The sequence below is a fragment of the Chryseobacterium sp. A301 genome, assembly GCF_054489425.1.
The window spans coordinates 356,134-380,975 of record NZ_JBTMWY010000001.1 but is presented as its reverse complement, the minus strand read 5'-3'; the positions used below and the strand labels follow the sequence as shown (position 1 = coordinate 380,975).

At 41.1% G+C, this 24,842-nt stretch carries 20 protein-coding genes; 15 read left to right on the top strand and 5 right to left on the bottom strand.

Annotated features, from left to right (window positions below):
- Positions 1–14 precede the first annotated feature (14 nt).
- From nadC to ACX3PU_RS01725, 11 genes are all read left to right on the top strand, one after another.
- Complete coding sequence (nadC, locus tag ACX3PU_RS01775) at positions 15–884, top strand: carboxylating nicotinate-nucleotide diphosphorylase (protein WP_459083188.1); 870 nt, start codon at positions 15–17, stop codon at positions 882–884.
- Between the two features lie 213 nt (positions 885–1,097).
- The gene (locus ACX3PU_RS01770) at positions 1,098–3,578 is read left to right on the top strand and encodes a TonB-dependent receptor (protein WP_459083187.1); all 2,481 of its coding nucleotides are present in this window, start codon (positions 1,098–1,100) and stop codon (positions 3,576–3,578) included.
- Between the two features lie 79 nt (positions 3,579–3,657).
- Complete coding sequence (locus ACX3PU_RS01765; RefSeq protein WP_459083186.1) at positions 3,658–4,098, top strand: hypothetical protein; 441 nt, start codon at positions 3,658–3,660, stop codon at positions 4,096–4,098.
- Between the two features lie 15 nt (positions 4,099–4,113).
- Positions 4,114–5,103 carry an aspartate-semialdehyde dehydrogenase gene (locus tag ACX3PU_RS01760; RefSeq protein WP_459083185.1) on the top strand — a complete coding sequence of 330 codons (990 nt, stop codon included), beginning with the start codon at positions 4,114–4,116 and terminating at the stop codon, positions 5,101–5,103.
- 63 nt (positions 5,104–5,166) lie between these two features.
- On the top strand, positions 5,167–6,174 hold the full coding sequence (locus tag ACX3PU_RS01755) for a cation diffusion facilitator family transporter (protein ID WP_459083184.1): 1,008 nt from the start codon (positions 5,167–5,169) through the stop codon (positions 6,172–6,174).
- Between the two features lie 99 nt (positions 6,175–6,273).
- Positions 6,274–7,305 (top strand): aminoglycoside phosphotransferase family protein, encoded by a 1,032-nt coding sequence (locus tag ACX3PU_RS01750; RefSeq protein WP_459083183.1) that lies wholly within the window; start codon positions 6,274–6,276, stop codon positions 7,303–7,305.
- 1 nt (position 7,306) lies between these two features.
- Positions 7,307–7,723 (top strand): RapZ C-terminal domain-containing protein, encoded by a 417-nt coding sequence (locus tag ACX3PU_RS01745; RefSeq protein WP_459083182.1) that lies wholly within the window; start codon positions 7,307–7,309, stop codon positions 7,721–7,723.
- 34 nt (positions 7,724–7,757) lie between these two features.
- The gene (locus tag ACX3PU_RS01740; RefSeq protein ID WP_459083181.1) at positions 7,758–8,471 is read left to right on the top strand and encodes a nucleotidyltransferase family protein; all 714 of its coding nucleotides are present in this window, start codon (positions 7,758–7,760) and stop codon (positions 8,469–8,471) included.
- Positions 8,472–8,510: 39 nt separating this feature from the next.
- A complete protein-coding gene (locus tag ACX3PU_RS01735) occupies positions 8,511–9,233 on the top strand; it encodes an LOG family protein (RefSeq protein WP_459083487.1) in 723 nt (240 codons plus the stop codon).
- A 62-nt stretch (positions 9,234–9,295) separates the two neighbouring features.
- Positions 9,296–9,766 carry a DUF6702 family protein gene (locus tag ACX3PU_RS01730; RefSeq protein ID WP_459083180.1) on the top strand — a complete coding sequence of 157 codons (471 nt, stop codon included), beginning with the start codon at positions 9,296–9,298 and terminating at the stop codon, positions 9,764–9,766.
- 64 nt (positions 9,767–9,830) lie between these two features.
- The gene (locus ACX3PU_RS01725) at positions 9,831–10,289 is read left to right on the top strand and encodes a nucleoside deaminase (protein ID WP_459083179.1); all 459 of its coding nucleotides are present in this window, start codon (positions 9,831–9,833) and stop codon (positions 10,287–10,289) included.
- A gap of 1 nt (position 10,290) precedes the next feature.
- Here ACX3PU_RS01725 and ACX3PU_RS01720 read toward each other — a convergent pair whose 3' ends face one another.
- Together ACX3PU_RS01720 and ACX3PU_RS01715 are read right to left on the bottom strand one after the other, a co-directional pair.
- Complete coding sequence (locus ACX3PU_RS01720; protein WP_459083178.1) at positions 10,291–11,058, bottom strand: type III pantothenate kinase; 768 nt, start codon at positions 11,056–11,058, stop codon at positions 10,291–10,293.
- Between the two features lie 32 nt (positions 11,059–11,090).
- Positions 11,091–12,935: a M1 family metallopeptidase gene (locus ACX3PU_RS01715; protein ID WP_459083177.1), complete on the bottom strand. Its 1,845-nt coding sequence runs from the start codon at positions 12,933–12,935 to the stop codon at positions 11,091–11,093.
- A gap of 128 nt (positions 12,936–13,063) precedes the next feature.
- On the opposite strand from ACX3PU_RS01715, the gene ACX3PU_RS01710 reads away from it, so the two are divergent.
- Positions 13,064–14,476, top strand: coding sequence for an aspartate kinase (locus ACX3PU_RS01710; protein WP_459083176.1), 1,413 nt, complete (start codon positions 13,064–13,066; stop codon positions 14,474–14,476).
- A 53-nt stretch (positions 14,477–14,529) separates the two neighbouring features.
- On the opposite strand, the gene ACX3PU_RS01705 is transcribed toward ACX3PU_RS01710, so the two are convergent.
- On the bottom strand, positions 14,530–16,209 hold the full coding sequence (locus tag ACX3PU_RS01705; protein WP_459083175.1) for a DUF6909 family protein: 1,680 nt from the start codon (positions 16,207–16,209) through the stop codon (positions 14,530–14,532).
- Positions 16,210–16,549: 340 nt separating this feature from the next.
- Between ACX3PU_RS01705 and ACX3PU_RS01700 the strand changes: the two genes are divergently transcribed.
- From ACX3PU_RS01700 to ACX3PU_RS01690, 3 genes are all read left to right on the top strand, one after another.
- A complete protein-coding gene (locus ACX3PU_RS01700; protein WP_459083174.1) occupies positions 16,550–18,748 on the top strand; it encodes a glutamine synthetase III family protein in 2,199 nt (732 codons plus the stop codon).
- A gap of 567 nt (positions 18,749–19,315) precedes the next feature.
- Complete coding sequence (locus ACX3PU_RS01695; protein ID WP_459083172.1) at positions 19,316–19,999, top strand: C40 family peptidase; 684 nt, start codon at positions 19,316–19,318, stop codon at positions 19,997–19,999.
- 652 nt (positions 20,000–20,651) lie between these two features.
- The gene (locus ACX3PU_RS01690; RefSeq protein ID WP_459083170.1) at positions 20,652–23,303 is read left to right on the top strand and encodes a TonB-dependent receptor domain-containing protein; all 2,652 of its coding nucleotides are present in this window, start codon (positions 20,652–20,654) and stop codon (positions 23,301–23,303) included.
- A 95-nt stretch (positions 23,304–23,398) separates the two neighbouring features.
- Here the strand turns inward: ACX3PU_RS01690 and ACX3PU_RS01685 are convergent, their stop codons facing one another.
- Both ACX3PU_RS01685 and msrB read right to left on the bottom strand, forming a co-directional pair.
- The gene (locus ACX3PU_RS01685) at positions 23,399–24,163 is read right to left on the bottom strand and encodes a murein L,D-transpeptidase catalytic domain family protein (RefSeq protein ID WP_459083168.1); all 765 of its coding nucleotides are present in this window, start codon (positions 24,161–24,163) and stop codon (positions 23,399–23,401) included.
- A 115-nt stretch (positions 24,164–24,278) separates the two neighbouring features.
- Positions 24,279–24,818, bottom strand: a complete 540-nt coding sequence (gene msrB / locus ACX3PU_RS01680; RefSeq protein WP_459083166.1) for a peptide-methionine (R)-S-oxide reductase MsrB — start codon at positions 24,816–24,818, stop codon at positions 24,279–24,281.
- Positions 24,819–24,842 lie beyond the last annotated feature (24 nt).

Below are 24,842 nucleotides of genomic sequence, written 5' to 3'. Positions count from 1 at the left end.
CAAGAACTATACGCATGACAAGACCCCCATACGCCACAGACAAAGTACTTAATCAATTCATTAAATCCGCACTCGAAGAAGACCTAGGAAACGGAGATCACTCTACGCTTTCCACGATTCCGAAAGACCTTATTCAAAAAGCCCAATGCATTATTAAAGAGGATTGCATCCTGGCTGGCGTTGAACTGGCTGAAAAGATTTTTACCACGTTTGATAAAACCATGGAAATCGAAGTGCTAATCAAAGACGGCACCTTTGTGAAAAAAGGAGCCATTGCTTTTATCGTCTCAGGAAAAGCCCAATCTATTTTACAAACGGAAAGATTGGTTCTTAACTGTATGCAGCGCATGAGTGGAATTGCTACCCTGACGCACGACTGGGATTCCCGCCTTTTGGGAACAAAAACCAAATTATTAGATACCCGAAAAACCACCCCGAATTTCCGGGTGTGTGAAAAATGGGCAGTCGCTATTGGCGGGGGCACCAATCACCGATACGGTCTGTACGATATGATTATGCTGAAAGACAATCATATTGATTTCAACGGAAGCATTACAGACGCTGTAAAACGATGCAAAGAATACCTCAAGACCAACAAAAAACGATTGAAGATCGAGGTAGAAACGAGGAACCTTGCGGAAGTGAAAGAAGCGATCGACGCAAAAGTAGACCGGATTATGCTTGACAATATGGACAATAATACGATGAGTAAAGCCGTAGAATTAATTGCAGGACGCTGCGAGAGCGAAGCCTCAGGTGGAATCACTCGCGATCGATTACAAAGCGTAGCTGCTTGCGGCGTGGATTTCATTTCCGCTGGAGCCATCACGCATTCGGCAAGCAATATAGACATCAGTCTAAAAGCCGTACCAAACGATATATAATTGTTTGATTTGGAAAATAATGCGTTTTTTTTGTTAAATTATCAAAAGATAAAAATATAAATCATTTTTGAATATCGCCACAAGCCCCTAGTAATCAACAATTCTAAAGAGGGAAAGTCGGAGATTTCAAATATTAACAATTCGTTAATGTGTAATCTGAATTTTAATAGTATTTTTGCCACGTGAAAATTAATTTTACCTAATTAAACCATTATGAATTTTAATCCATTCAAAAGATCAATGCTTGCGACGGTAGTCACTTTATCTACTGCAAGTTTTTATTTTGCTCAAAATTCCGACACTCTGCAAAGAGAAAGAGACATTGAGCAGGTTGTACTTTCTGGAGTCGCTGACATCGCGAAAGACAGAAAAACACCAGTTGCCGTTTCTACTATTAGAGAAACTGTAATTGTGGAAAGACTGGGGAACCAAGAATTTCCTGAAATCCTTAACACAACTCCTTCCGTATACGCCACAAAAGGTGGAGGTGGATTTGGAGACTCTCGAATCAACGTAAGAGGATTTGACCAAAGAAACACAGCGGTAATGATCAATGGAGTTCCTGTGAACGACATGGAAAACGGAGCTGTTTACTGGTCTAACTGGGCAGGTCTTTCTGACGTGACTTCTGCAATGCAAGTGCAAAGAGGACTAGGTTCTTCTAAATTAGCGATTGCTTCCGTTGGAGGAACGATTAACGTTCTTACTAGAGCAGCAGATAAAAAGAAGCAAGGGAATATTATGGTGGGTGTTGGAAACGACGGATACCACAAAACCTTATTCTCTTACAACACAGGTAAATACGAATCTGGATGGTCTTCATCTATCTTAATGAGTAGAACGGCAGGTTCAATGTATGCAGACGGAACTGAATTCGAAGGGTACAACTACTACTTCGCTTTAGGATTCAATCCAAGCGCTAAGCATGACTTCCAATTCACAATGACAGGTGCGCCACAATGGCACAATCAAAGAGCTTTCCAATCTAAAATTTCAGACCATATTAAATACGGTGGATCAGAAGACGAGCCAAACAGAAAATACAACCAAAACTGGGGGTATTTGAACGGGGAAGAATATTCCATGACTCGTAACTACTACCACAAACCGGTAATGTCCTTAAACTGGGATTGGAAATTCAATGAGCAAACCAAATTAAACTCGGTTGTTTACGCTTCTTTCGGTAGAGGTGGAGGATCTGGAGATTTAGGAGGTATTGATAACAAATCATACACTGCACTTCCAAGAACTGCAGACGGACTTATCCGTTTTGACGACATTGTAAAATGGAATCAGGGTGGAGTAGTTGCTGATTTTGGAGCGGTAGACGCAAACCCATTTGAAGCAGACGGAAACAGAAGAAACGGGCTAATCAGAAGAGCTTCTATTAACTCACATAACTGGTTCGGAATCATCTCTAGCTTAAACCACAAATTTACAGAAAACATTAATGCTACGATTGGTGTTGACGCAAGAAGATACGACGGAATGCACTACAGAATTGTTTCTGACCTTCTTGGAAACAACGGGTACACAGACAATTCGAATGTAAACAACAAACCAAACCGTGTGACAAACACTTTTGGTCCTTCAGCAAGCTGGAATCCATTTGGTGGAAAAACCAACGATATTAAAGACCAAATTGCTTATAGCAATGACGGTATTGTAAACTGGATTGGTGGATTTGGACAAGTTGAATACACAAACGATGCTCTATCTGCATTTGTTCAAGGATCTATATCCAACCAAGGATTCCAGAGAATTGATTACATGCTATTCGAACCAGCAGAACAAGAAAGCAAAAAAGTAGACCTAGTGGGATTCAACGTGAAAGGGGGTGCTAATTATAACATCAACGAAAATCACAATGTATTCTTCAACGCAGGTTACTACGAAAGACAGCCTTTCTTTGGAGCTGTATTCTTGAATAACAGAAACGACGTAAACCCAGGTTTAACTAACGAGAAAATTACCTCATTTGAAATTGGATACGGATTCAGATCTGCATTCTTCGATGCAAACTTAAACGTGTACTCAACTTCATGGGATGATATCTACAGAAGACTAACTTCAAGAGTTAACAACGTCTCTTATGTAGCTAATATGTTAGGTATTGAAGAAGTTCACAAAGGAATCGAATTTGATTTCACTGCGAAACCAACAAGCTTCATGAACGTATTCGGGATGCTATCCATCGGAGACTGGACTTACAAAGGAAACCCAACGGCTTCTTTCATTGACGACAGTACAAACGAAGTGGTTTCTACACAAACTCTTTACTTAGATGGTCTTAAGGTAGGGGATGCAGCTCAATTAACTGCAGCACTAGGAGCAGACTTCAAAGTAACAGATTGGTTCAACGTAGATGCTCAATATAGATTCGCAGACAACTTATACTCTGCATTCGAGCCTCAAAACAGAACGAGCGATGACGGTGCTACTGCCGTTAAGCTACCTTCTTATGGTCTTGCAGACTTCGGAGCTACATTCAAATGGAACTTTGCAAACGCACAAGGTCTTAAATTCAGAGTGAACGTGAACAACGTATTTGATACGACTTACATCGCTGAATCTAGAACCAACATCGCAGCAGATTCTAATGCAGCAAACAACTGGAATGGTATTAACAAGAACAACGAAGTTTACTTCGGGTTCGGTAGAACTTGGAACGCATCCGTTGCGTACACGTTCTAATAATTAGATCATATCTTACTCAAATCCCGGTTTTCACCGGGATTTTTTTTATCTTTGTCATTAACTTAAAACCAATTCAATGGATACGTTTTTTATCATGCTTCAAGCGCACAGAGGATTTGCTTACCTTATACTTCTGTTAACTGCGCTCCTTGTCATCTCACTTTTTTTAGTGATGTTTGGATACTCGGGAACCATTTCAAAGTTTCTTAGAAAATCATCTTTGTTTACCATGATTTTCTTTCACTTGCAAGCCTTAATTGGATTGGTGATGTTGTTCTTCTTTTCGCCAGGATTTAAGCAGGCAAAAGAAGCAGGTACGCTAATGAGCGATTCTCTTTCAAGAAACACCTATGTTGAACATCCTGCGGCAATGATTATTGCAGCGGTATTATTAACCATCGCAAACAAACGAATTAAGACAAATGAAAAGCTTTCTATGGGAACGTTCATTATGGCTTTATTGGCAGTGGTATTCATGCTTTGGGCTTTCCAATGGGGACGTCTATTTGGCGCATAATTCGTATTTAAATTCATGAAAGTAGCCGTTGTTGGAGCCACCGGAATGGTGGGACAAGTCATGCTAAAAGTATTGGAGGAACGAAACTTTCCTTTAACTCAATTGATACCTGTTGCCTCAAGTAAATCGATAGGAAAGGAAATTTCTTTTCAAGGAAAATCCTATCCGATTGTTTCGATGAAAGAAGCCTTGGATCTTAAACCTGAGATTGCTCTATTTTCCGCCGGAGGGGAAACTTCCTTGGAGTGGGCGCCTCAGTTTGCAGAACGAGGAACTTTTGTCATTGACAATTCCTCCGCATGGCGAATGGACAAGGATAAAAAACTGGTTGTTCCCGAAATCAATGCCGATCAAATTACAGCAAACGACAAGATCATTGCCAATCCGAATTGTTCCACTATTCAGCTTGTAATGGTCCTTGCCCCTTTGCATAAACGCTACTCGCTAAAACGCGTGGTGGTCAGCACCTACCAATCCGTTACAGGTACAGGCAAGGCAGCTGTAGATCAATTAAATGCAGAAATTTCAGGAACCCCTTCGGAAAAAGTATATCCTTATCAAATCTTTAAAAACGCATTGCCGCATTGCGATGTCTTTACGGACAGTGGATACACGAAGGAGGAAATTAAACTCATGACGGAGCCCAAAAAAATAATGCAAGACGACTCCTTCTCTCTTACCGCTACGGCGGTTCGAGTTCCAGTTCAAGGAGGGCATTCCGAAAGTGTCAATATTGAGTTTGAAACGGAACCTTCACTAGAAGAAATTCGTCAAATCTTTTCCACGACACCGGGGGTCACATTGCAAGACGATCCAGAAAACAACCGCTACCCTATGCCTTACTACAGCGAAGGAAAGGATGAGGTGTTTGTAGGAAGAATTCGAAAAGACCCTTCTCAACCCAAAACAATCAACTTGTGGATTGTAGCGGACAACCTTCGAAAAGGTGCGGCGACCAACACAGTTCAAATTGCAGAATATTTGGTCCAACAGAAATTAGTATAAACTAGCATCCCGCCCAAAAGCGGGATGCTTTGTTAGAACCCTTTAACAATATAGTACAGACCCGTGAAACCCGTACTCACTTCAAAAAACAAAAATTTTACTTTCCAACGCACGGTTGCGATTTTAGGAATTGTTTTGTTCTTGGCAAAACTTCTAGCTTGGAGACTCACGAGTTCCGATGCGGTGTTTTCTGACGCGCTAGAAAGCATTGTCAACATAATCGCTGCCTTTATGGGTCTCTATTCGCTCTATCTTGCAGCCAAACCTGTGGATCATGACCATCCCTATGGACATGGCAAAGTCGAATTTGTCACTTCGGGGATAGAAGGTGCCCTCATTATCTTTGCAGGGATTATGATCATCATCCAGGCTGCAGACTCTGTACTTCACGGCAATACTTTGCAAAAGCTTGATGCAGGAATCTATATCATAGCAGCTACGGCTCTAGTGAATTATTTAATTGGATATTACTCTATTCAGCGAGGCAAGAAGGAAAACTCACTGGTCCTACAGAGCTCTGGGAAACATCTGCAAAGTGATACCTTTACGACCTTAGGAGTGGTCTTAAGCCTTATCCTCGTGTACTTGACAGGAATTAATTGGATTGACTCTGTTGTTGCCTTGCTGTTCGGTGCCTATATTATGTTCGTGGGCTATAAAATCATCCGTAAATCCCTTAGTGGGATTATGGACGAGGCCGATCTCAAAATGATCTCGAGCCTTGCCAACTACTTGCAGTCGGTTCGCGAAAAACAGTGGGTCGATTTGCATAACGTGCGCATCCAGCAGCATGGCAGCAAACTTCATATTGATGCGCATCTTACGCTGCCCTATTATTTATCCTTAAGGGAAGCACACACAGAAATGGAAAACGTCATTAAATCCATCGCTAAGAATACGGATCGCCAAATTGAATTCAATTTCCATATGGACGACTGCAAACCTTTCTCGTGTAAAATATGCAATTTAGACACTTGTCCTGTGCGAGAATTTGCATTTGAAAAACAAATTGTATGGACCTCAAAAACCATAACACAGCCAGACAAACATACAGTGCATAGCGAGGAGTAGTGCCTATCTACCTCGCTGATCAACTAAGAATCAAATCCGTTCAAAGACAAAGGTTTGATTTCAAATACTTATCTTTGCTAGGCATACATCAAGGATCTATTGAAAACGGCAAACGAATTTCTAAACGATTATTTAGCCAGCGAAGGAAGGCTAAACGCACTACCCCAAAGTGGTTCTGCGCGCATTAATTATTTGGCTGAGGGAGAGGGTCAGAAATACATTCTAACCCAAAATGAAAACATTTTAGAGAACGAAAGTTTTATCTATTTTTCACGCGTTTTCTCAGAACTCAAATTAAACACTCCAGAGATTTTATCTGTCTCAAAGGACAAAACAATTTATCTTCAAGAATATCTGGGTGAGCAAACCCTTTTTGAATACTTCCCAAAGGTGAGCTCCGAAGAGGAACTTCGAGCTCTTTTACAGAATGTTTTAGAGAAACTCTACGATCTCCAAATGAAAACCCAAGGGCGGATCGATTATTCTAAAACCTTTGAGTATGAAAAATACAATGAGCTCCCAATTCTGCATGATTTGAATTACTTCAAATTTTTATTAGTTGACATCCTAGAAATTCCCTATCACAAAACCCGCCTGTTGACGGAGTTTAAAAAACTTACTCATCTACTTGAGCAGCTCGGTCCTAAAGGACTCATGATTCGAGATTTTCAATCCCGAAATATAATGCTTGGGCCTAACCAAGAAATCTATTTTATTGACTACCAATCGGCCATGTATGGCCCCTTGCTCTACGATGTAGTGTCCTTCCTTTATCAGGCTAAAGCTCCCTTTTCTGCGAAATTAAGAAAGGATATGCTTACCTATTACCTGAATCTTTTTGAGGATGCAAATCAGCGCAAAGAATTAAAACAGGGAATTTTACCACTTAGGCTCATTCGTTCACTTCAAGTACTAGGAGCCTACGGGCTACGAGGCCTCGTCCAACGAAAATCCCACTTCTTAAGCAGCCTTGAAAATGGAATTAAAAATACGTCTTCCCTTTCTCGTCAATGGAAAGAAATAACTCATTTTCCAGAACTGCTAAGCGTAATTCAAGCTTTAGAAAGCCCCGAAACGAAATCGAAATTGAACATATTTCTGGGTTCCCATTCTACAAATACCTTAAAATAAAATGTCCATGAGCACTTTACATGTTGAAATTCATAGTTTTTCTTATAAAAAAGGTGGAATTCCAAAAGATTCTACTGGGAACGGTGGCGGTTACGCTTTTGATTGCCGGGGGATTCTCAACCCAGGAAGAATGGATGAGTACAAACCTATGACAGGTGCAGAAGTGCCGGTGCAAGAATTTCTGGAAACCCAAACCAAAATGCCTGAATTTCTTAAGGCTGCGCACGAAATCTTAAGTCTTACACTAGACAACTACGTGGATAGAGGCTTTGAGCATTTGCAAATTAATTTTGGATGCACGGGAGGACAACACCGCTCCGTTTATGCAGCCATCCAAACGGCGAAATTCATTCAGGAAAAATACCCGGAGACCCGCGTAACGATTCAGCATGATGAGCAGCCTCAATTAGCCTCCTAGCCTTTTACTCCTTGTACCACGCAATTCTACTTTTATGAAAGCTCTATTGTTTGCCGCAGGAAAAGGCACTCGCTTAAAGCCCTTTACAGATTCTCATCCCAAAGCCTTAGCGAAAGTCAATGGCAAAACGCTTCTCGAGAGAAATTTGCTCTATCTACAGTCCTATGGAATAAAGGATGTCGTGATTAACCTTCATCATTTTGGAGATCAAATTCAGACCTATTTGAATGACCATAAGAACTTCGGCGCGAATATTGAATTCTCAGACGAGTCCTTAGCGCTATTAGAGACAGGAGGAGGATTGCTGTTCGCAAAAGAAATGCTTCAAAACGAAAAGGACTTTCTCATTATGAATGCTGATATTCTCACGGATTTAAATTTATCCTCTCTCATCAACCACCATAGAAATACGGAGGCTCTCGTGACCCTTGCTGTATCCAATCGAAACAGTTCCCGAAAGCTCCTCTTCAATGGTCAAATGGAACTTAAAGGTTGGCGCAACACTACCACGGGCGAAGAAAAACTGTCTGGGGAAAACACGGGCCTAACTCCCCTTGCATTTAGTGGAATTCACTGTCTTGATTCAAAATTCCTGGAGAAAATGAAAAGAACGGGGAAATTCTCAATCATGGATGAGTATTTAGACCAAATGCAGGAAGGCATTATTCAGGGCTTCGAGCACAAGGCTAAGCTTGTCGATGTCGGTCGTCCCGAATCTGTCATAGAAGCGGAAAAACACTTTGATTAAATTATGAAAAAAATAAAAAGAGATAAAGGGCTAACCAAAATGGTCGCAGGTCCAGAAAAAGAAATTGACCAACGAGTTCAGATGAGTTTCAAAGAAAAAACTTGGGATGAAACGGTCACCAAGGACAGTTGGATGGTTTTTAAAGTCATGTCCGAATTTGTTGACGGCTATGAAAAATTAGCGAAAATTGGACCCTGCGTTTCTATCTTTGGATCGGCAAGACTCAGTGAAGAAGACCCTTACTACGAAATGGCTGTGGATATTTCTCGCCGCATCACCGAAATCGGTTTTGGAATTATTACAGGAGGAGGTCCTGGAATTATGGAAGCAGGAAACAAAGGAGCACATCTGGGAGGTGGGAAATCCATCGGACTTAACATAGAGCTACCTTTTGAGCAGCATTTTAATCCGTATATCGATAAGCACTATTCCATGGATTTCAATTATTTCTTTGTTCGCAAAGTGATGTTTATGAAATATTCTCAGGGATTTGTGGTGATGCCTGGAGGATTTGGAACCCTTGACGAACTTTCCGAGGCTTTAACCTTAATTCAAACACAAAAAGTAGCTCGCTTCCCTATTGTACTTGTAGGCTCCAAGTTTTGGAGTGGTTTACTAGACTGGTTCAAAAATACACTTTTAGAAAATGGACTTATTTCGGAGCAGGATCTTTCCCTCTATCGAGTCGTAGATACGGCTGAAGAGGCGGCAGCTCATATTAAAGCTTTCTATGACAAGTACACGATTGATGTTAATTTCTAGCAATGGCATATTATTTGAGATTATATCATAAATCTTATATTTGCAATTAGATTTAAACTATAATGAATATTAAATTATACATATTTGCACTTTTGGGCTTCTTCTTAATGACAAGCTCCACAAATGCAGACTTTTACTCCTCGATGACCAAAGTAGATTATGTCGAGGGTAGTAAAACACTTAAGTTTACCACCAAATTAAACACGGAGCACATTTCAAGCGCCATTAAAATTAGGCCAGAAACAGCAGGGTTTGAAGCGGAGGTTAAGCGCTATGTCAATAAAAATGTAGATGTCCACGTCAACGGAAGTGCAAAAACACTAACCTTTACGGGCAGCCAAGTGAATGGAGAGTCCGTTTGGGTTTATTTTGAAGCGAAGGGTGTAAGTGAAATCAAACAATTAAAAATTCGAAATTCGATCTTACTTGAGACCTACCCTAAACAATTTAATGTAGTGAACGTCGCATACAAAGGGCAACAAAAAACAATGAATTTTACGAGAGGAAGAGAAACCAATCAGGTAGAATTTTAACTCTAAAATTCCAACGAACATAAAAGGCTGTACGATCTCGTTAAGCCTTTTTCTATTTTCGGAAATGAGCAAAGAAAAAATCCCTATGGAATTTAGTGCTGAATATTACATGCGCCTCGCGCTAAACGAAGCCAAGGCAGCCTTTGAAAGGGACGAGGTGCCTGTGGGCTGCATCGTAGTGGCCAAAGATAGAATCCTAGCGCGGAGTCACAACTTAACCCAAACGCTAAATGACGTAACGGCACATGCGGAAATGCAGGCGATCACAAGTGCAGCCAATTATCTTGGCGGCAAGTATCTACTCGACTGTACACTCTATGTCACTTTAGAACCTTGCGTTATGTGCGCTGGAGCCCTAAATTGGAGTCAAATTTCAAATGTGGTGATTGGAGCCCCCGATCCGGAGCGCGGCTATCAAAAGCACAACCTAAAGCTTCATCCGAAAACCAAAGTAATCACAGGAGTTCTTGAAGACGAGTGCAGATCACTTCTTTTAGAATTTTTTCAATCGAAAAGAAAATGACCTACTTGTCTTTTCCTAAATAATAAAGTCCTTTCAGAGTATGGAGACGATCACCTATGTCAATTTTTGTCGTCAGCGGTTTGTACACATGGGATACACCTCCCGTGGCAATCACCATGCAGGTATCCTTTACTTCTTCATTAATACGGTCAATAAATCCTTCCACCATCCCTAAATATCCATAGACCATTCCGCTCTGCATGCAAGAGACGGTATCCAGTCCAAGTACAGTTTTTGGCTTTACGAGTTCAATCTCCGGAAGTTGAGCCGTTTGACCCACTAACGAGTTTAATGCTGTAATAATCCCTGGGGCTATAATTACGCCCAAGGTTTCCCCATTTTCATCCACGCAACTTGCCGTAAGGGCGGTTCCAAAATCTAAGATGATTTTCTTTCGCCCAGGATATAGGTTGTGCGCTGCCACAAGGTTGGCATAGATATCCGTACCCATTTGCTTACTCTTCGCACGCACGCCCGAGGGTGTATTTCGATCGACCAAAACAGCCTTTAAATTCTTGATGTAATGAATTTTTTCTAAAGCCCGAACAATATCATGGGTCTGTTGAGGGACCACAGACCCGATGACCAGAAGATCGATGTCTTCTATCTTCACGGAATAACTCTGATACAGCATAAGAAACTGTACATAAAGCTCATCCCGAGTCCGATAAGGTTTCGTGTTAATAATCCATGAACTTTGACACTCATCGTCCCTAAAGAGACCAAAGCGAATATTGGTATTCCCGATATTGACTACAATCGCATTCATCTTTAATTTCTAGTCTAGTGTCCAAATTGAAATTACTGCACTTCTCTATAGTTATCTTCTAAATCAACGTCTGCCAATCGGCCAGAAAAATCAATTCCAAGTGCTTTAATTTGCTCTTTCCCGTAAGGAATTACGAAGGTATACTCTTTTTGAGTCCAAGGCCAATAATGCAGAGTTGTGAAGGATCCGTACAAATCCGCTTTCTTCCATTCTCTTGTCATGTTCAGAGGTATTTGGTAATTCACAATCTTTTGATCTGCTGTAAGAACACTAAAATCAATCGGCATGGGAACCCCTCCTTCATTCGCTAAAGTGATTTTCGTAGCTCCCTCAGAAAACTCCACATTTTTAATCGCATAGTCAATTGTTTTTACCGTATTAATCCAATAGTGGTAAAACCATTTTAGATCCATGCCTGATATTTTCTGAGCGATATGCATGAAATCCCGATCGGAAGGATGCTTTAAACTCCATTGAGTGAAATATTCTTTCATGATGAGAGAAAGATTTTTCTCCCCTACGATATAGCCCAGTTGAACAAGGAAGGTTTCTCCTTTCGTATAACTTGCCACACTATAAGCTCTTCCATCATCGTGATGATCCCCTAACCAAGAAGCAGGCTCTTCTTTTCCTGTCTTCGTGAAATTCGCATAGCTTCTCAAGGTTCCTACAAAAGGATTGCTTTCAGGCGTCGCAGGAGGAAAAAGTTGGCTCATTACTTTGGTGGAAGCATAGCTTGTAAACCCTTCGTCCATCCAAGGTTTTGTGCTTTCATTGCTTGCAAGCATTTGTTGAAACCACATATGTGAACCTTCGTGAACCATCAGTCCCACTAATCGTTCAAGGGTTCTATGTTCTCCTAAGACCATCGTGGCCATTCCGTACTCCATACCTCCGTCACCTCCTTGGATAAACGAATAGGTTGGATAGGCATAACGACCGTAATCGGCATTCATGATTTGAAAATACTTGGTAATAAGGGGCTTACTTTGTTCCCAAAAGGCTGTTTTTTCGTTTTTCTGATAAACGTAATAAACTTTAGGTCCATCTAAAACTGTAAAACTCTCCACGGTGTAGTCCCGGTCTGCAGCCCAAGCAAAATCAAGAATATTGTTTGCTTTCCAGCGCCAAGTTGCCTTGCCTCCTTTATCTGTTTTTATCTCTGCATTGTCTTGGTATCCTTTCACTTCTCCAGGGTTTTGAAGTACCCCGCCTGCACCAAGTACATAGTCTTTGTCAATTTTAATCGTCACATCGTAATCACTGAAGGGAGCATGAAATTCACGTCCGATATAATCAAACGTCGCCCAGCCATCGTAATCGTACTCTGCAATCTTCGGATACCATTGGGTCATGGTCATGTCAATGCCTTCTCTATTGTTTCTACCGGCACGACGGATTTGGTAGGGAACCACCGCATCCCAATCTAGGGTGAATACTGTAGAAGAATTCGGTTTTATCGGTTCGTTTAAAACTACTTTCATGATCGTTTCTTGGATCTCAAAACGTAAGTCGGCACCGTTCTGTTGAATAGAGCGAATGTTTTGAACACCTTCCTCTTCTGTAGGAATACTAGCGAGGCGAGAAACGCCGCCTACTTGCAAACGGCTGTCGCCATTCACACCTTGATTCGAAACGTTTTGATCCATCATGGAACCCGGTTTAAAGGCGTTCCAATACAGATGAAAATAGACTACTTTTAATTCGTCTGGAGAATTGTTTGTATAGGTAAGAGTTTGCTTCCCTTTGTACGTAAAATGAGCCGCATCCACATCAATTTCCATTTTGTACTTCGCGTGCTGCTGATAGTACTGCTCTTTTTGACCAAATAAAAAAGCGCTTAAAAGACCTAGCGCTAGAAACATCGTTTTTTCCATGAAACACTTAAATTTGAGGGAAAGTTACGGAAATTTAGCAAATTTCAAAATCTAGGTAGGCTAAAGTCAGGGATTGGATGCATACTTTTTACGATTTTGCATAATTTCAATCTGAAACTTTACTAGTTTTGCATGCAGAATCAAAATCCATGGTCACAGTAGAGAAAATTGGAGGCACCTCCATGAGTCAATTTGAAGACGTCCTAAAAAACATTATCCTTCGAACCAGTGCAAGCAGAAAAGCCCCTTACGAAAGAGTGTTTGTGGTTTCCGCGTATAGCCATGTGACAAACTGGCTCTTGGAGCACAAAAAAACAGGAGAAAAGGGAGTTTACAGCCGTTTCGTTGAGAACAAAAATTACAGCGAGGCTTTAGACGAACTGCTAGGGAGACTTTTAGAAATCAATGAAAAATACGTTCCCTTAGGCCTGGACTCCGTAAAGGCAGCGCAGTTTATTACGCTCCGGATCGAGCAGGCCAAAACCATGCTTTTGAGTTTGAGTCAAGTAATGGCCTCAGGGTATGTAAACCCAACCGACATTCGACTTGCAGCCAGAGAAATTCTCGCCTCCATTGGAGAAGCTCATTCTGCATGGAATTCAGTCAATATCGTGCAAAGCAAAGGTTTTAATGCAAAATACATCGATTTATGTGGTTTCAATGACAATGAATCGCTCACCATTGACCAAAGAATTAAGCGTGAATTTGAAGACCTTGATCTCGCGAAGACAGTCTGTATTTGTACAGGTTATACCAAAGGTACCGAAGGTATTATGAGAGCTTTTGACCGTGGATATTCAGAGGTTACCTTTAGCAAAATTGCCGTGGAATTAAAGGCGCACGAAGCCATAATTTACAAAGAATACCATCTGTCTAGCGCAGACCCGGCCATTGTTGGGGTGGAGAATTGTGCTCCTGTGGGGCAAACCAATTACATCGTGGCGGACCAATTGGCAGACATAGGGATGGAGGCAATCCACCCAAAAGCAGCAAAACCCCTTGAACTTGCAGGAATTAACATCCGAATTAAAAACACGTTTGAGCCGCTTCACGAGGGAACTCTGATCTCAAAAGATTACATCTCGAAGGAGGCTCGCGTAGAAATAGTCTCGGGATCCACCCAGATGATTGCCGTTGAAATCCACGATCCACTTATGGTGAACGAAGTCGGTTTCGATGCCCGTATTATGAGTTATTTCCAAAAACACGGAGTAAGTTACGTATTCAAATCCACCAATGCGAACTCAATTACAATGGTGGTATGGGATCAAGCCGAGGCCCATAAACTCATTGAAGAGCTCACAAAAACATTCTATCGCGTCTCGACCATTGACGCGGCCATTGTGTGTGCTATGGGCACGAACATTAAAGGACCTGGATTTTTATATCGAGCTGCGAAAGCTTTTTATGAAAACCAGATTAACATTGAATGTTACGGACAATCGCTTATGCAAGTAAACTTGCAATTCATTATTAAACGTGAGCATTACAACAAAGCCATTCAGGCACTAAACCAGGCTCTTTGCGGCCCACAGTCGTAAAACGACTAAAGGTCGCCTACTGGGCGACCTTTAGTACGAATACACAGTTTATCTTACGATCGGGAAGACAAAAGAATTTTTTCAATTATTCGTCTTGTAATCATATAGGTGGGTTTCACCCCGGTGAGCCCTAGTCCTCCGGAGGATAGAGTACTTCCCGTTTCAAGGGGGTTGTCTGAGGCGTAATAGCCGTAACAAACAAACAAATCGGGTGAAATATGGTGTCTAATCTTTGAGGCAACCTGGATCGCTTTGTGGTAGTGCGCTCCTTCCATTTCTAATCCTACAGTGTTCCATGTAGAATTCATAAAGTAAGAAAGGATATCTTTGTTCTGAAGAGAAGTTCCTAGTACGGTAAGCATTGAGCCTTCGTAAGCCTTAATTTCATCGTCTTTAAAATCATCTAATTTCAGTGCATTCTCAAACACATAATTGTCGGCAGTTCCTTCAAAAATATGCGAGTTCGGGATCATGATATCTCCTTTTTTTCCGGTTAAAATCCCCGCTTTCCCCATAATGGAAATGGACTTCACTTTCATTGTATAGACCTCTTCATTCGACTGATATGGTCTTAACAACTCATCCATCACTTCAAAGGCCTGTTCCCCAAATGCATAGTCAAACACGAGTACCACATCGTCTCCCTTAAATCCTAAGGAACCAAAAGGTGAATTCTTAAGGTTCACTTTCGAGAGGTCAATTATTTGAACATCAATATTACTTCCGCTGTGATCTTTCACGTAGGTTAGGCCGTGCTTCTCAGAATAAGTTAAAATCTTTTCTTGTAAAGGCTTCTTGTTGCTAATTTCCTCGTAAAGAGTATAATCTACCTCATTCGACGAGGGTTTTAACCCTAAAGCATTCTCGGCAAACAGCATATTTTTAACGGAGTGCATATTCGCTGAGATGATGTGGAGTGGTTTCATTTGAAGTCCTCTGCTCACGAGTTCTTCTTTTAATTGATTGGCCCAACGTTCTCCGAAAAGGTGGTGACCCACCCGTTCTCTTAGAATAGCACTAAAGAATATTTCACGATCTCTAATCCCTTTCAAATCATTTAAGGAATTGTTTCCTAAATGGTAAATGATTTTGAAAAGGCGATCGGGATTCTGGTCGTCTCCAAAATTATGGTAGGCCTGAAGGACCTCTTCAAAGGTTCTTCCTAAAAGTGAAGACAAGTGAATTAATGCCACTTCCTTTTCTTTTCGACTTAATTTCTTTTCCCCCATTGCCACCTGTTCAATAATTCGCCAGGTTCTTGTAGGAGCATAGTTCTCTCCTTGATGATAAGCTATTTCTCGAATTTTATCCGCCTCTATATATAAGAAGGTTAAGTGAGTTAAGATGTCGTAAATCTCAGAGCGTCCTAAAAGGACTTCAATATTCATTTGATGAGAATCAATACGGTAGCAATTCCGTCTCCTTTTCTTAGGAACGATCAGCTCGAAGCTTCCCTTCTCAAATCCTTCGTCTGAAGTCAAATGAACAAATGCCGTTTCTTCAATTCCTGCTGGCAATCGATCAAGAACATAAAGCAAACCGTCTAGTTCTACTTTGTTTTTGATGCCCATCGATCCATAGATCTCAGGTGAAATAGTCATTAAAAGGTTTCGAATTGTTTCTCCCGAAATGCCGCCCGGCTTGAAGAAACCTCTATAGAATAAGTGACGCATCGTGACATACAGCCTTTCAATTGCTTCTGTCGTTTCGCGTGCTTTTAAATTGGTCGCCATAAATTATATTTAGATTGTTAAATTTACAATTAATGACGCACAAAGTTAATGAAAATTAAATTAATCTTTTGTGAATTTATGAGTTCATCCTATGAAATGAGTTCCGTTCGCCAATAATCACGTCTAAGTAGACAGGTGATCCACTTGGATTCGGGTCATAAAAAGACATGCTGGGAAAAATAGACCTCTCACGAAAATTCAGAATTAAACACACTAACCCCTAAATACAGCAGGTGCAAATGCACAAATACTATTATTTTCAAATCAGACCCCCTGTTTTTTTCCATTTTTTTATTTTGAATTGATTTTTTATTTAAATTTGCAGTCTAAACAGATCACTATGCCAACACTAAGATTCAACGCCCTGTCGCAACTTCCCTTTCGCGATTACAGAAAAAACAACGCGATCGAAGTTCCTAAAAAATTATCAGAACTCTTTTGTGAAAACGTATTCTCGGAAGAGACCATGCGTAGTTATTTAACAAAAGAAGCTTTCACCTTTATCCAAGACGCCATTAAAAAAGGAACGAAAACCCCTCGATTAATTGCGGATCAAATTGCGGTTGCCATGAAAGATTGGGCTCTTTCGAAAGGAGCAACCCATTACACACACTGGTTTCAACCTCTAACGGGAACCACTGCGGAAAAACATGACAGCTTCTTCACCCCTTTCGAAAGCGACCGAGCCATTGAACGCTTTAGCGGAGCCATGCTTATCCAACAGGAACCTGACGCCTCCTCGTTTCCTAATGGAGGAATTCGAAATACGTTTGAAGCCCGTGGATACACTGCGTGGGACCCGACGTCTCCTGCCTTCATCATGGGTACAACCCTTTGCATCCCTTCCATTTTCATTTCGTATACGGGAGAAACATTAGATTATAAAACGCCACTTTTAAGAGCGTTATCCGCCGTAGACGATGCTGCGACCGAAGTTTGCAAAGCTTATTTTGACAAAAACATCACCAAAGTAACCCCTACCTTAGGTTGGGAACAAGAATATTTTCTAATTGACAGCGCTCTTTACCAATCAAGACCCGATCTAATCTTTACAGGTCGTACGCTGCTAGGACATTCCCCGGCCAAAGGCCAACAATTAGACGACCATTATTTCGGATCGATTCCAACGCGAGTCATGAACTTCATGAAAGAATTGGAAATCGAATGCATGAAACTTGGAATCCCGGTCACGACTCGTCATAACGAAGTTGCTCCCAACCAGTTTGAGCTTGCGCCCATGTTTGAAGAAACGAATGTAGCGGTCGATCACAACTCCTTACTAATGGACATCATGGCCAGAGTGGCACACAAACACCACTTTCATATTTTATTTCATGAGAAACCTTTTCAAGGAGTAAACGGAAGCGGAAAGCATAACAACTGGTCACTGGCAACGGATACAGGAGAGAATTTATTAAGTCCAGGTAAAAACCCCAAGAAAAACCTTCAGTTCCTTACCTTCTTTGTCAATACCCTTAAAGCGGTACACGAATATGCAGATTTACTTCGCGCCTCAATTGCCACCGCAAGCAACGATCACCGCCTCGGGGCAAACGAAGCTCCACCTGCAATTATATCGGCCTTTATAGGCACCCAGCTATTTGGTGTCCTTGAAGAGCTTGAGAAGGTAACCGACGGAAAACTTTCCCCTGAAGAAAAAACGGAACTTAAATTAAACGTGGTAGGTAAGATTCCAGAAATCCTTTTGGACAATACGGATCGTAACCGAACATCTCCCTTTGCATTCACAGGAAATAAATTCGAATTCCGAGCCGTAGGTTCCTCAGCCAACTGCGCAGAACCGATGACCGTACTTAACGCAATTGTAGCTCAACAATTGAAAGAGTTTAAGGTGCAAGTAGATGGATTAATTGCAGACAAAAAACTAAAGAAAGACGAAGCATTGTTTAACGTCTTAAGAGAATACATAAAGGACTGCAAACAAATTATGTTTGAAGGGGATGGATATTCTGATGACTGGCCCAAAGAAGCTAAAAAAAGAGGCCTCAACAACCTTAGAACCACTCCCGAAGCCTTAAAAAGTGAACTTGACGAGAAATTCATTCAACTCTATGAAGGACTCGGAATCTATAATCATAGAGAATTTGAAGCTCGTAACGAAATCAAATTAGAGAAATACGCAACTGAGATTGACATTGAAGCCAAAGTACTTTCAGACATTGCAAGAAATCACATTGTGCCTGCCGCTCTTTCTTATCAAAACCGATTGATAGACAATGTAAAAGGCCTAAAAGAAATTTTCACAGATAAAGAATTTCAAACGCTTGCTAAAGAGCAAATGGATTTAATTCGCAGCATTTCCCATAATGTATCTCAAATCAAAGTGGGGGTAGATGAACTCTTGAAAGCAAAAGACAAAGCCGAAAAGGAGCACGGACAGAAGCAAGCCGAAACATACTGCGACGATGTAAGACCCCGATTTGATAAAATTCGAGAGGCATGCGATACGCTGGAAATGCTTGTAGACGATGAACTTTGGCCAATGACAAAGTACCGCGAACTTCTATTTACAAGATAGAAAAAAGCGGCTACGAAAGCTTAATTCAAAGAAGAGCGCAAACCCAGGGAATCCCCTTGGATTTGCGCTCTTCTTGTTTTCTTCTTGTCCCCTCGTTATCTTGTTCTATTAAGGTTGTATTATTTTCTACAAAGGAAATAAATTAAGAGAGCAAAGCAATTCATAAAATCATTGACTCTCAACACTTTTCTTTGCCAACTTACACTTAAGGTTAGGTTTCAAAAAGTACAAATTATAAGATTCAAAGTGAGTTACAAGACAGACCTTACAACATGACAAATATAGAGCACTTCGACCTCTCCACTTTTACGGAATTATAGTATAGATTTATATAATAAATAGACCAAAACAATAAATGTTAATAAACCTTAACAAAACAAAAAGCCGCAACCCCTAAATAAAGGGATTGCGGACCGTCTTCCTTTAACATATCGGATGATAATGTTAAAATGTGTTAAAAAAGAGTGTTTTTAATTTTGAAAAACAGCATCTTTTGGCTCTATTATCTACATTTGTCTAGTCAAAATCAAAGTAAATAATATCTATAACACAGATAATCAAATATATATGAAGAAAAGAGTTCTATTTTATGTGACTGTAATTACTTCTGTATTCACATTACAATCTTGCGTTTCGAACTACGTTGTTACTCAACCCATATTATACAAAACAGATGCCAAACTGGCAGCTGTAAGTCCTAAGACTCTCAACTTTTTAAAGAAAGATTTAACCCCTTCTCAACAAATCGACATGGCACTTGCCTCTGTCGAAACTGCCAATAAAGCGGCGGAAATTGAGAAGACCATTCAGTTTGAGAAAAAAATGGACGGACTCTTAGCCGAAGCAGAATCGTATCTTGGAGTCCCTTACCGTTATGGTGGCAACACAAGAAACGGAATTGACTGCAGCGCTTTCGTCCTTTCTGTGTTTGGAGCCACTATGGGACTTAACTTACCAAGAGTAGCCGCTTCCCAAGCAAAAGAAGGAGAACAAATCGCAAAAGAAGACATCCGCAAAGGAGATTTAGTATTCTTCTCACGAGGAGGCAGAATTTCTCATGTAGGAATTGTTCACGATGTGGATAGCAACGGAGAGATTCACTTCATTCATGCGGCAACCTCTAGAGGCGTAATGATTTCCCCGCTTAGCGATCGTTATTGGGGTCCAAAATTCAGATTCGCCAAACGCGTTATAAACGACGGCTTTATGGATGCGCAAAACTTAGCACAGAATAATAGTAAGATTAATTAATTGAAAAATATCAACCGCTAGAAAATTTCTAGCGGTTTATTTTTTTGCCCTAAGAAGTATTTCATAATTTTGCATTTGCAATGAAACGCAAACTCAAGCTTTTTTTAATCCTTTTATCCTTGGGAGTTCTTTTACTTCCACAGCAAAATTTTTCCGCTCAAATCATGGCGCTCAATTGCTGCGAGACCCAAAGCACAGATCCATGCCATAATCCCATGCAACAAACGGATTCGGGCTCAGACCGTTCAAATCCATCTTCTGATCAGAATTGCGACTCGCACTGTGCGCAGCACTGCGGTTTGTGTCTGCATGTCGGGACACCCCTACTCAACTCGAGCTTCTCAGACACGAGTCTTTGTTCGGCTCGAAAATTCAGAACAAGTACTTTTAGTTACATATCTTCTTTCGTGCTAGATAGCAGCAAGGACATATGGCAACCTCCTAAAATAGGCTAAACCCTTTATTGGACGTAGGACGCACGCTCCTTTCCACTTTCTCCCCCTTTATTGCACCCCAAATTTATCCTATCCCAGGTAAGGAGTCTACTGCATTCCAGCTGCAAGACTTTCTTAAGTCCTGAAAGTTCCATTTTTGATGAACTTTTTAAGACCTCCGGAAGGATGAACTTTAAATTATACAACGAACTATTCTAATGAAATTTACTATAAAATACTTCCTATTTTTAAGCATACTACTTATCAGCAGTAGTTTTCAGGCGCAAACAACTCATGAACATAGCGCCTTAGTCAAAGGAAATTGTGAGCTCTGCAAAGAGCGAATTGAATCAAGCGCGAAAGAGGCAGGTGCGACGGTTGCGGCATGGGACCTTAGCACTCAGACTCTTTCCGTGCAGTACGATTCACAAAAGACCTCCATACCCGCTATTTTCACGAAGATTGCAGAGGCAGGACATGACAATCAATATATGCAAGCATCGGAAGCGGCCTATCAAAATCTTCCCGCCTGCTGTCTGTATGCACGTGAGCCTTCTTTCTTAGATGCAGATTCTACTAACCACAAGCATTCAAACGAATATTTTGTAAGGGGAAACTGTGAATCCTGTCAATTGCGTATCGAATCGACCGCGAAAAAAGCGGGAGCCACGGAGGCAAAATGGACACCCTTAACGCAGAAACTAACGCTTGAATTTGACGAGTCGAGAACCTCGGCCGAAACCATTCTCAAAGAAATCGCAATGGTTGGGCATGACAATGAACTTTTTACAGCAGAGGATAAGGCGTATAAAAATTTACCGGATTGCTGTTTGTATGACCGTGATCTTCCATTAGGGCAAATTAGCGAGCTTGTTCATTTTGACAAGGACGAGTCTGATACCACTACTCCAGAAGGTCGAGAAACAAACTTAGAAACGGTTTCTCTTTTAAAGACCAAAGCGGCGACCGCACTAGACAAAAAGAGCGCAGGCCTTGTTTTCAACATTGGAGAGAAAGAACTTCTAAAAGCAGCCTGCTGCAATCTGGCAGAAAGCTTTGAAACGAATGCAACAGTCGATGTGTCCTATAGCAATGCAGTGACCGGAACCAAGCAGCTTAAAATGCTAGGACTTGACCAAAAATACACCGCCCTTACAAAGGAACTCTTGCCGGAGATCCGCGGTCTAGCCACTGCATACGGCCTTAATTTCATCCCTGGAAGGTGGATAGGAGGAATTCAACTCACCAAAGGGGGAAGTACCGTGACGAGTGGCTATGAAAGTATTACAGGCCAAATTAACACGGAGCTGCGTAAATATTCAGGGGAAAATGAGACCCAGCTCAATTTGTTTGTCGATCAAAATGCAAGAACCGAGATGAACCTTACGCATACCTCAAGTTTGAATGAGCATTGGAACCAAAGCATCCTTCTTCATGGAAATGCAACCCTTGGGCAAGAAGACCACAACCAAGATGGGTTTTTGGACCAACCGACAGGAGAACAAATGAACTTAGCGTATCTCCTAAATTACAATGATCTGGACCACTCTGGATGGGGAAGCCACTTTGGAATTAACTTGGTTCGTGACTCCCGTTACGGTGGACAGACCCTCTTTGATAAACACAAGGCCGCCTCAGAGCAAAGTGCTTACGGTGTAGGCATTGATATCTCAAGATTTCAAGTATGGAATAAAACAGGATACATCTTCAAAGGAAAACCCTATCAAAGCCTTGGCTTGATGAACCAATACACCTACCATCAGCAGGATAGTTTCTTTGGGCTTCGAAATTACTTAGGAGAGCAACAAACCTTCTACTCTAACTTGGTCATTGAAAGCATTATTGGAAACACAAACCATAAGTACAAAACGGGGGTAAGCTTCCTTTACGACCGATTTGATGAAATATATCGAGAGGGCCCAATCGAAAGGACAGAAACGGTCCCAGGTGTGTTTTTTGAATACACTCTAACTGGACTTAACTATGCTTTAGTGGCAGGGGCAAGAGCGGATTTCCATAATCTAGCCGGAACACAATTCACCCCGCGTCTAAATTTCCGTTACGATCTTTCGCCTTCTACTACCCTTCGGCTTTCCGCAGGAAGAGGCTTTAGAACTGCCAATATTTTTGCAGAAAGTCAAGCTTACCTTGCTTCGAACCGTCAAATTGAAGTGGAAAAAACAAGAGACGATCTGTATGGCTTAGATCCCGAAATCGCCTGGAATTATGGTGTTAGCTTTAACCAACAGCTAAAACTATTTGGTCGCAGTGCCGCAGTACTTGTCGATTTTTTCCGTACCGATTTCCAAAACCAGGTCATTTTAGATTTGGACGAATCCACACATAAAATTCTTTTCTACAATCTTAAGAATAAATCGTACGCGAACAGTTTTCAAACTCAATTTGACCTAAGTCCAGTAAGAAACTTAGACGTTCGCCTAGCCTACAAATTTTACGATGTAAAGGCAGAGTACCACAGTGGCGAAAAGCAAGCTCCATTTATGGCGAAGCACCGAGGTTTCCTCAATATTGCCTATGCTACAACAAAAAATGACAAGGGTGCCTTTTGGAGTTTTGACACAACCCTTAATTATGTTGGAAAACAAAGACTACCTCTTACGGAGCAAAACCCAGCGGAATTTAGGCTTGCCTCTTACTCCCCGTCATACGGTACACTAAACGCACAGATCGCTCGAGATTTCTCCTCAAAATTCCGAGTTTATCTTGGGGGTGAAAACTTGACGTCGTATACGCAAGACCTTGCCATTATAGATGCACAGAATCCTTTTGGAAACTATTTCGATGGCGGCATGATCTACGCGCCAATCATGCCTGCTAATTTTTACATTGGAATTGATGTGAAATTCTAATTTAAATACTGGAATAGACTGCATTCCACTCTAAAACAAAATGAACCTGACTCTCTCAAGAATCAGGTTCATTTTGTTTTCGATGTTCAGAGCTCTTAGCTTTTAAGCCATCTAGTTTCATTCAAGTAGGATTGATCCGGATAGTATATAAACAAAACACTTCCGTCCTTAATGGTATTAATAATAGGTTTCGCTAATTCAGTAGAAACAGCGGGACATCCCCAGCTTCGCCCGATACGCTTATGCTGTTTTGCGAAATTTTCGTTTACATAGTTTGCACCGTGCATCACAATAGCCCGACGAAATGCAGCGTCGTTATATCCCTTGTCGAGCCCGTGCAATTTTAAAGAGTATCCATTACCCCCTTGATAGGTTAAATCCGTACGATAGAAGCCAAGGCTGCTTTGAAGGGAACTTTCGGTATTCGAGAAGTTCTGAGCAAATTCCTCCCCGGTGTTTTTCCCATGAGCAACTAATGCATTAAACAGGATCGCCCCCGTTTTGGTGTTAATCACCCACAGACGTTTTTCATTCGAAGATTTGGAAAAATCCAAAACGGTCAATAAAACGGTCTCTTCCTTAATTTCCCCTGCTTTTTTGAGATTTTCGAATCCCGTCATTGCTTTTTCAAACACCTCAAAACTTAGTTCGTTCGCTTTTGAAAAATCAAGTCGGTTGTATGAACTCAATACGATCTGGGACAATGAACTCTTCTCTACATTCACTTCAGGTAAGGCCACGTATGCAGAAGTATCTGATTTAGCTTCCTTCGTGCTGACTGATTTAGCTGAGTCTGACGATTTGTAAGACGTACTTAAGGCCAAAACGGAAACCAGAGAGAGCAGTATTTTCTTTGTCATAAATATTATGTTAAATAGAATTGCGATTGCAAATTTATAAAATCATAACAATCAGAACGTTATTATGAAACACTTTAACAGAAATTTATAACAATGTTAACAGCTCTGATCCTTATTATTCTGCCTCTTTTTGCGTGTCAGCTACAAAAGTAAGACTCACCGAATTCATACAGTAACGAACACCCGTAGGTTTGGGACCGTCGTTAAAAACGTGTCCAAGGTGCGAACTGCATTTTTTGCAAAGAACCTCAATCCTTTCCATTCCGTGGGTAGAATCTCTCATGTAAGAGACTCCGTTCTTATCGGCCTCAAAGAAACTAGGCCAGCCACAAGTGGAAGCAAATTTTTGGTCGCTCCTAAACAAATGGTTACCACAAACCGCACAATAATAATCGCCGTGCTGGTCGAATTCATTGTATTTGCCACTAAAAGGACGCTCGGTTCCTTTTTCTCGTGCAATATAATAGAGCTCAGGTGCGAGCACTTCTTTCCACTCCTCATTGCTTTTGCTTACTGCTGTAGAGTCATTAGGAGAAAAGTATGGATTGTTTTTTGATGTAGAATCTTGCATAACGTTGGACTTAATAGGAGAATAACTCTGCGAGCACGCTTGCAGAAGTAGTATACCTCCCAATATTAATAGAATTTTTTTCATTTGATCAGTTTCTTAAGGCCTAAA

Bases quoted from the DNA above. Each gene is read 5' to 3' on its own strand.
- ACX3PU_RS01740 (WP_459083181.1), top strand. From the start codon at position 7,758: ATGAAAGCTCTATTGTTTGCCGCAGGAAAAGGCACTCGCTTAAAGCCC.
- ACX3PU_RS01730 (WP_459083180.1), top strand. From the start codon at position 9,296: ATGAATATTAAATTATACATATTTGCACTTTTGGGCTTCTTCTTAATG.
- ACX3PU_RS01735 (WP_459083487.1), top strand. From the start codon at position 8,511: ATGGTCGCAGGTCCAGAAAAAGAAATTGACCAACGAGTTCAGATGAGT.
- ACX3PU_RS01725 (WP_459083179.1), top strand. From the start codon at position 9,831: ATGAGCAAAGAAAAAATCCCTATGGAATTTAGTGCTGAATATTACATG.
- ACX3PU_RS01760 (WP_459083185.1), top strand. From the start codon at position 4,114: ATGAAAGTAGCCGTTGTTGGAGCCACCGGAATGGTGGGACAAGTCATG.
- ACX3PU_RS01715 (WP_459083177.1), bottom strand. From the start codon at position 12,935: ATGGAAAAAACGATGTTTCTAGCGCTAGGTCTTTTAAGCGCTTTTTTA.
- ACX3PU_RS01770 (WP_459083187.1), top strand. From the start codon at position 1,098: ATGAATTTTAATCCATTCAAAAGATCAATGCTTGCGACGGTAGTCACT.
- ACX3PU_RS01700 (WP_459083174.1), top strand. From the start codon at position 16,550: ATGCCAACACTAAGATTCAACGCCCTGTCGCAACTTCCCTTTCGCGAT.
- ACX3PU_RS01690 (WP_459083170.1), top strand. From the start codon at position 20,652: ATGAAATTTACTATAAAATACTTCCTATTTTTAAGCATACTACTTATC.
- ACX3PU_RS01745 (WP_459083182.1), top strand. From the start codon at position 7,307: ATGTCCATGAGCACTTTACATGTTGAAATTCATAGTTTTTCTTATAAA.
- ACX3PU_RS01765 (WP_459083186.1), top strand. From the start codon at position 3,658: ATGGATACGTTTTTTATCATGCTTCAAGCGCACAGAGGATTTGCTTAC.
- ACX3PU_RS01705 (WP_459083175.1), bottom strand. From the start codon at position 16,209: ATGGCGACCAATTTAAAAGCACGCGAAACGACAGAAGCAATTGAAAGG.
- nadC (WP_459083188.1), top strand. From the start codon at position 15: ATGACAAGACCCCCATACGCCACAGACAAAGTACTTAATCAATTCATT.
- msrB (WP_459083166.1), bottom strand. From the start codon at position 24,818: ATGAAAAAAATTCTATTAATATTGGGAGGTATACTACTTCTGCAAGCG.
- ACX3PU_RS01695 (WP_459083172.1), top strand. From the start codon at position 19,316: ATGAAGAAAAGAGTTCTATTTTATGTGACTGTAATTACTTCTGTATTC.
- ACX3PU_RS01720 (WP_459083178.1), bottom strand. From the start codon at position 11,058: ATGAATGCGATTGTAGTCAATATCGGGAATACCAATATTCGCTTTGGT.
- ACX3PU_RS01685 (WP_459083168.1), bottom strand. From the start codon at position 24,163: ATGACAAAGAAAATACTGCTCTCTCTGGTTTCCGTTTTGGCCTTAAGT.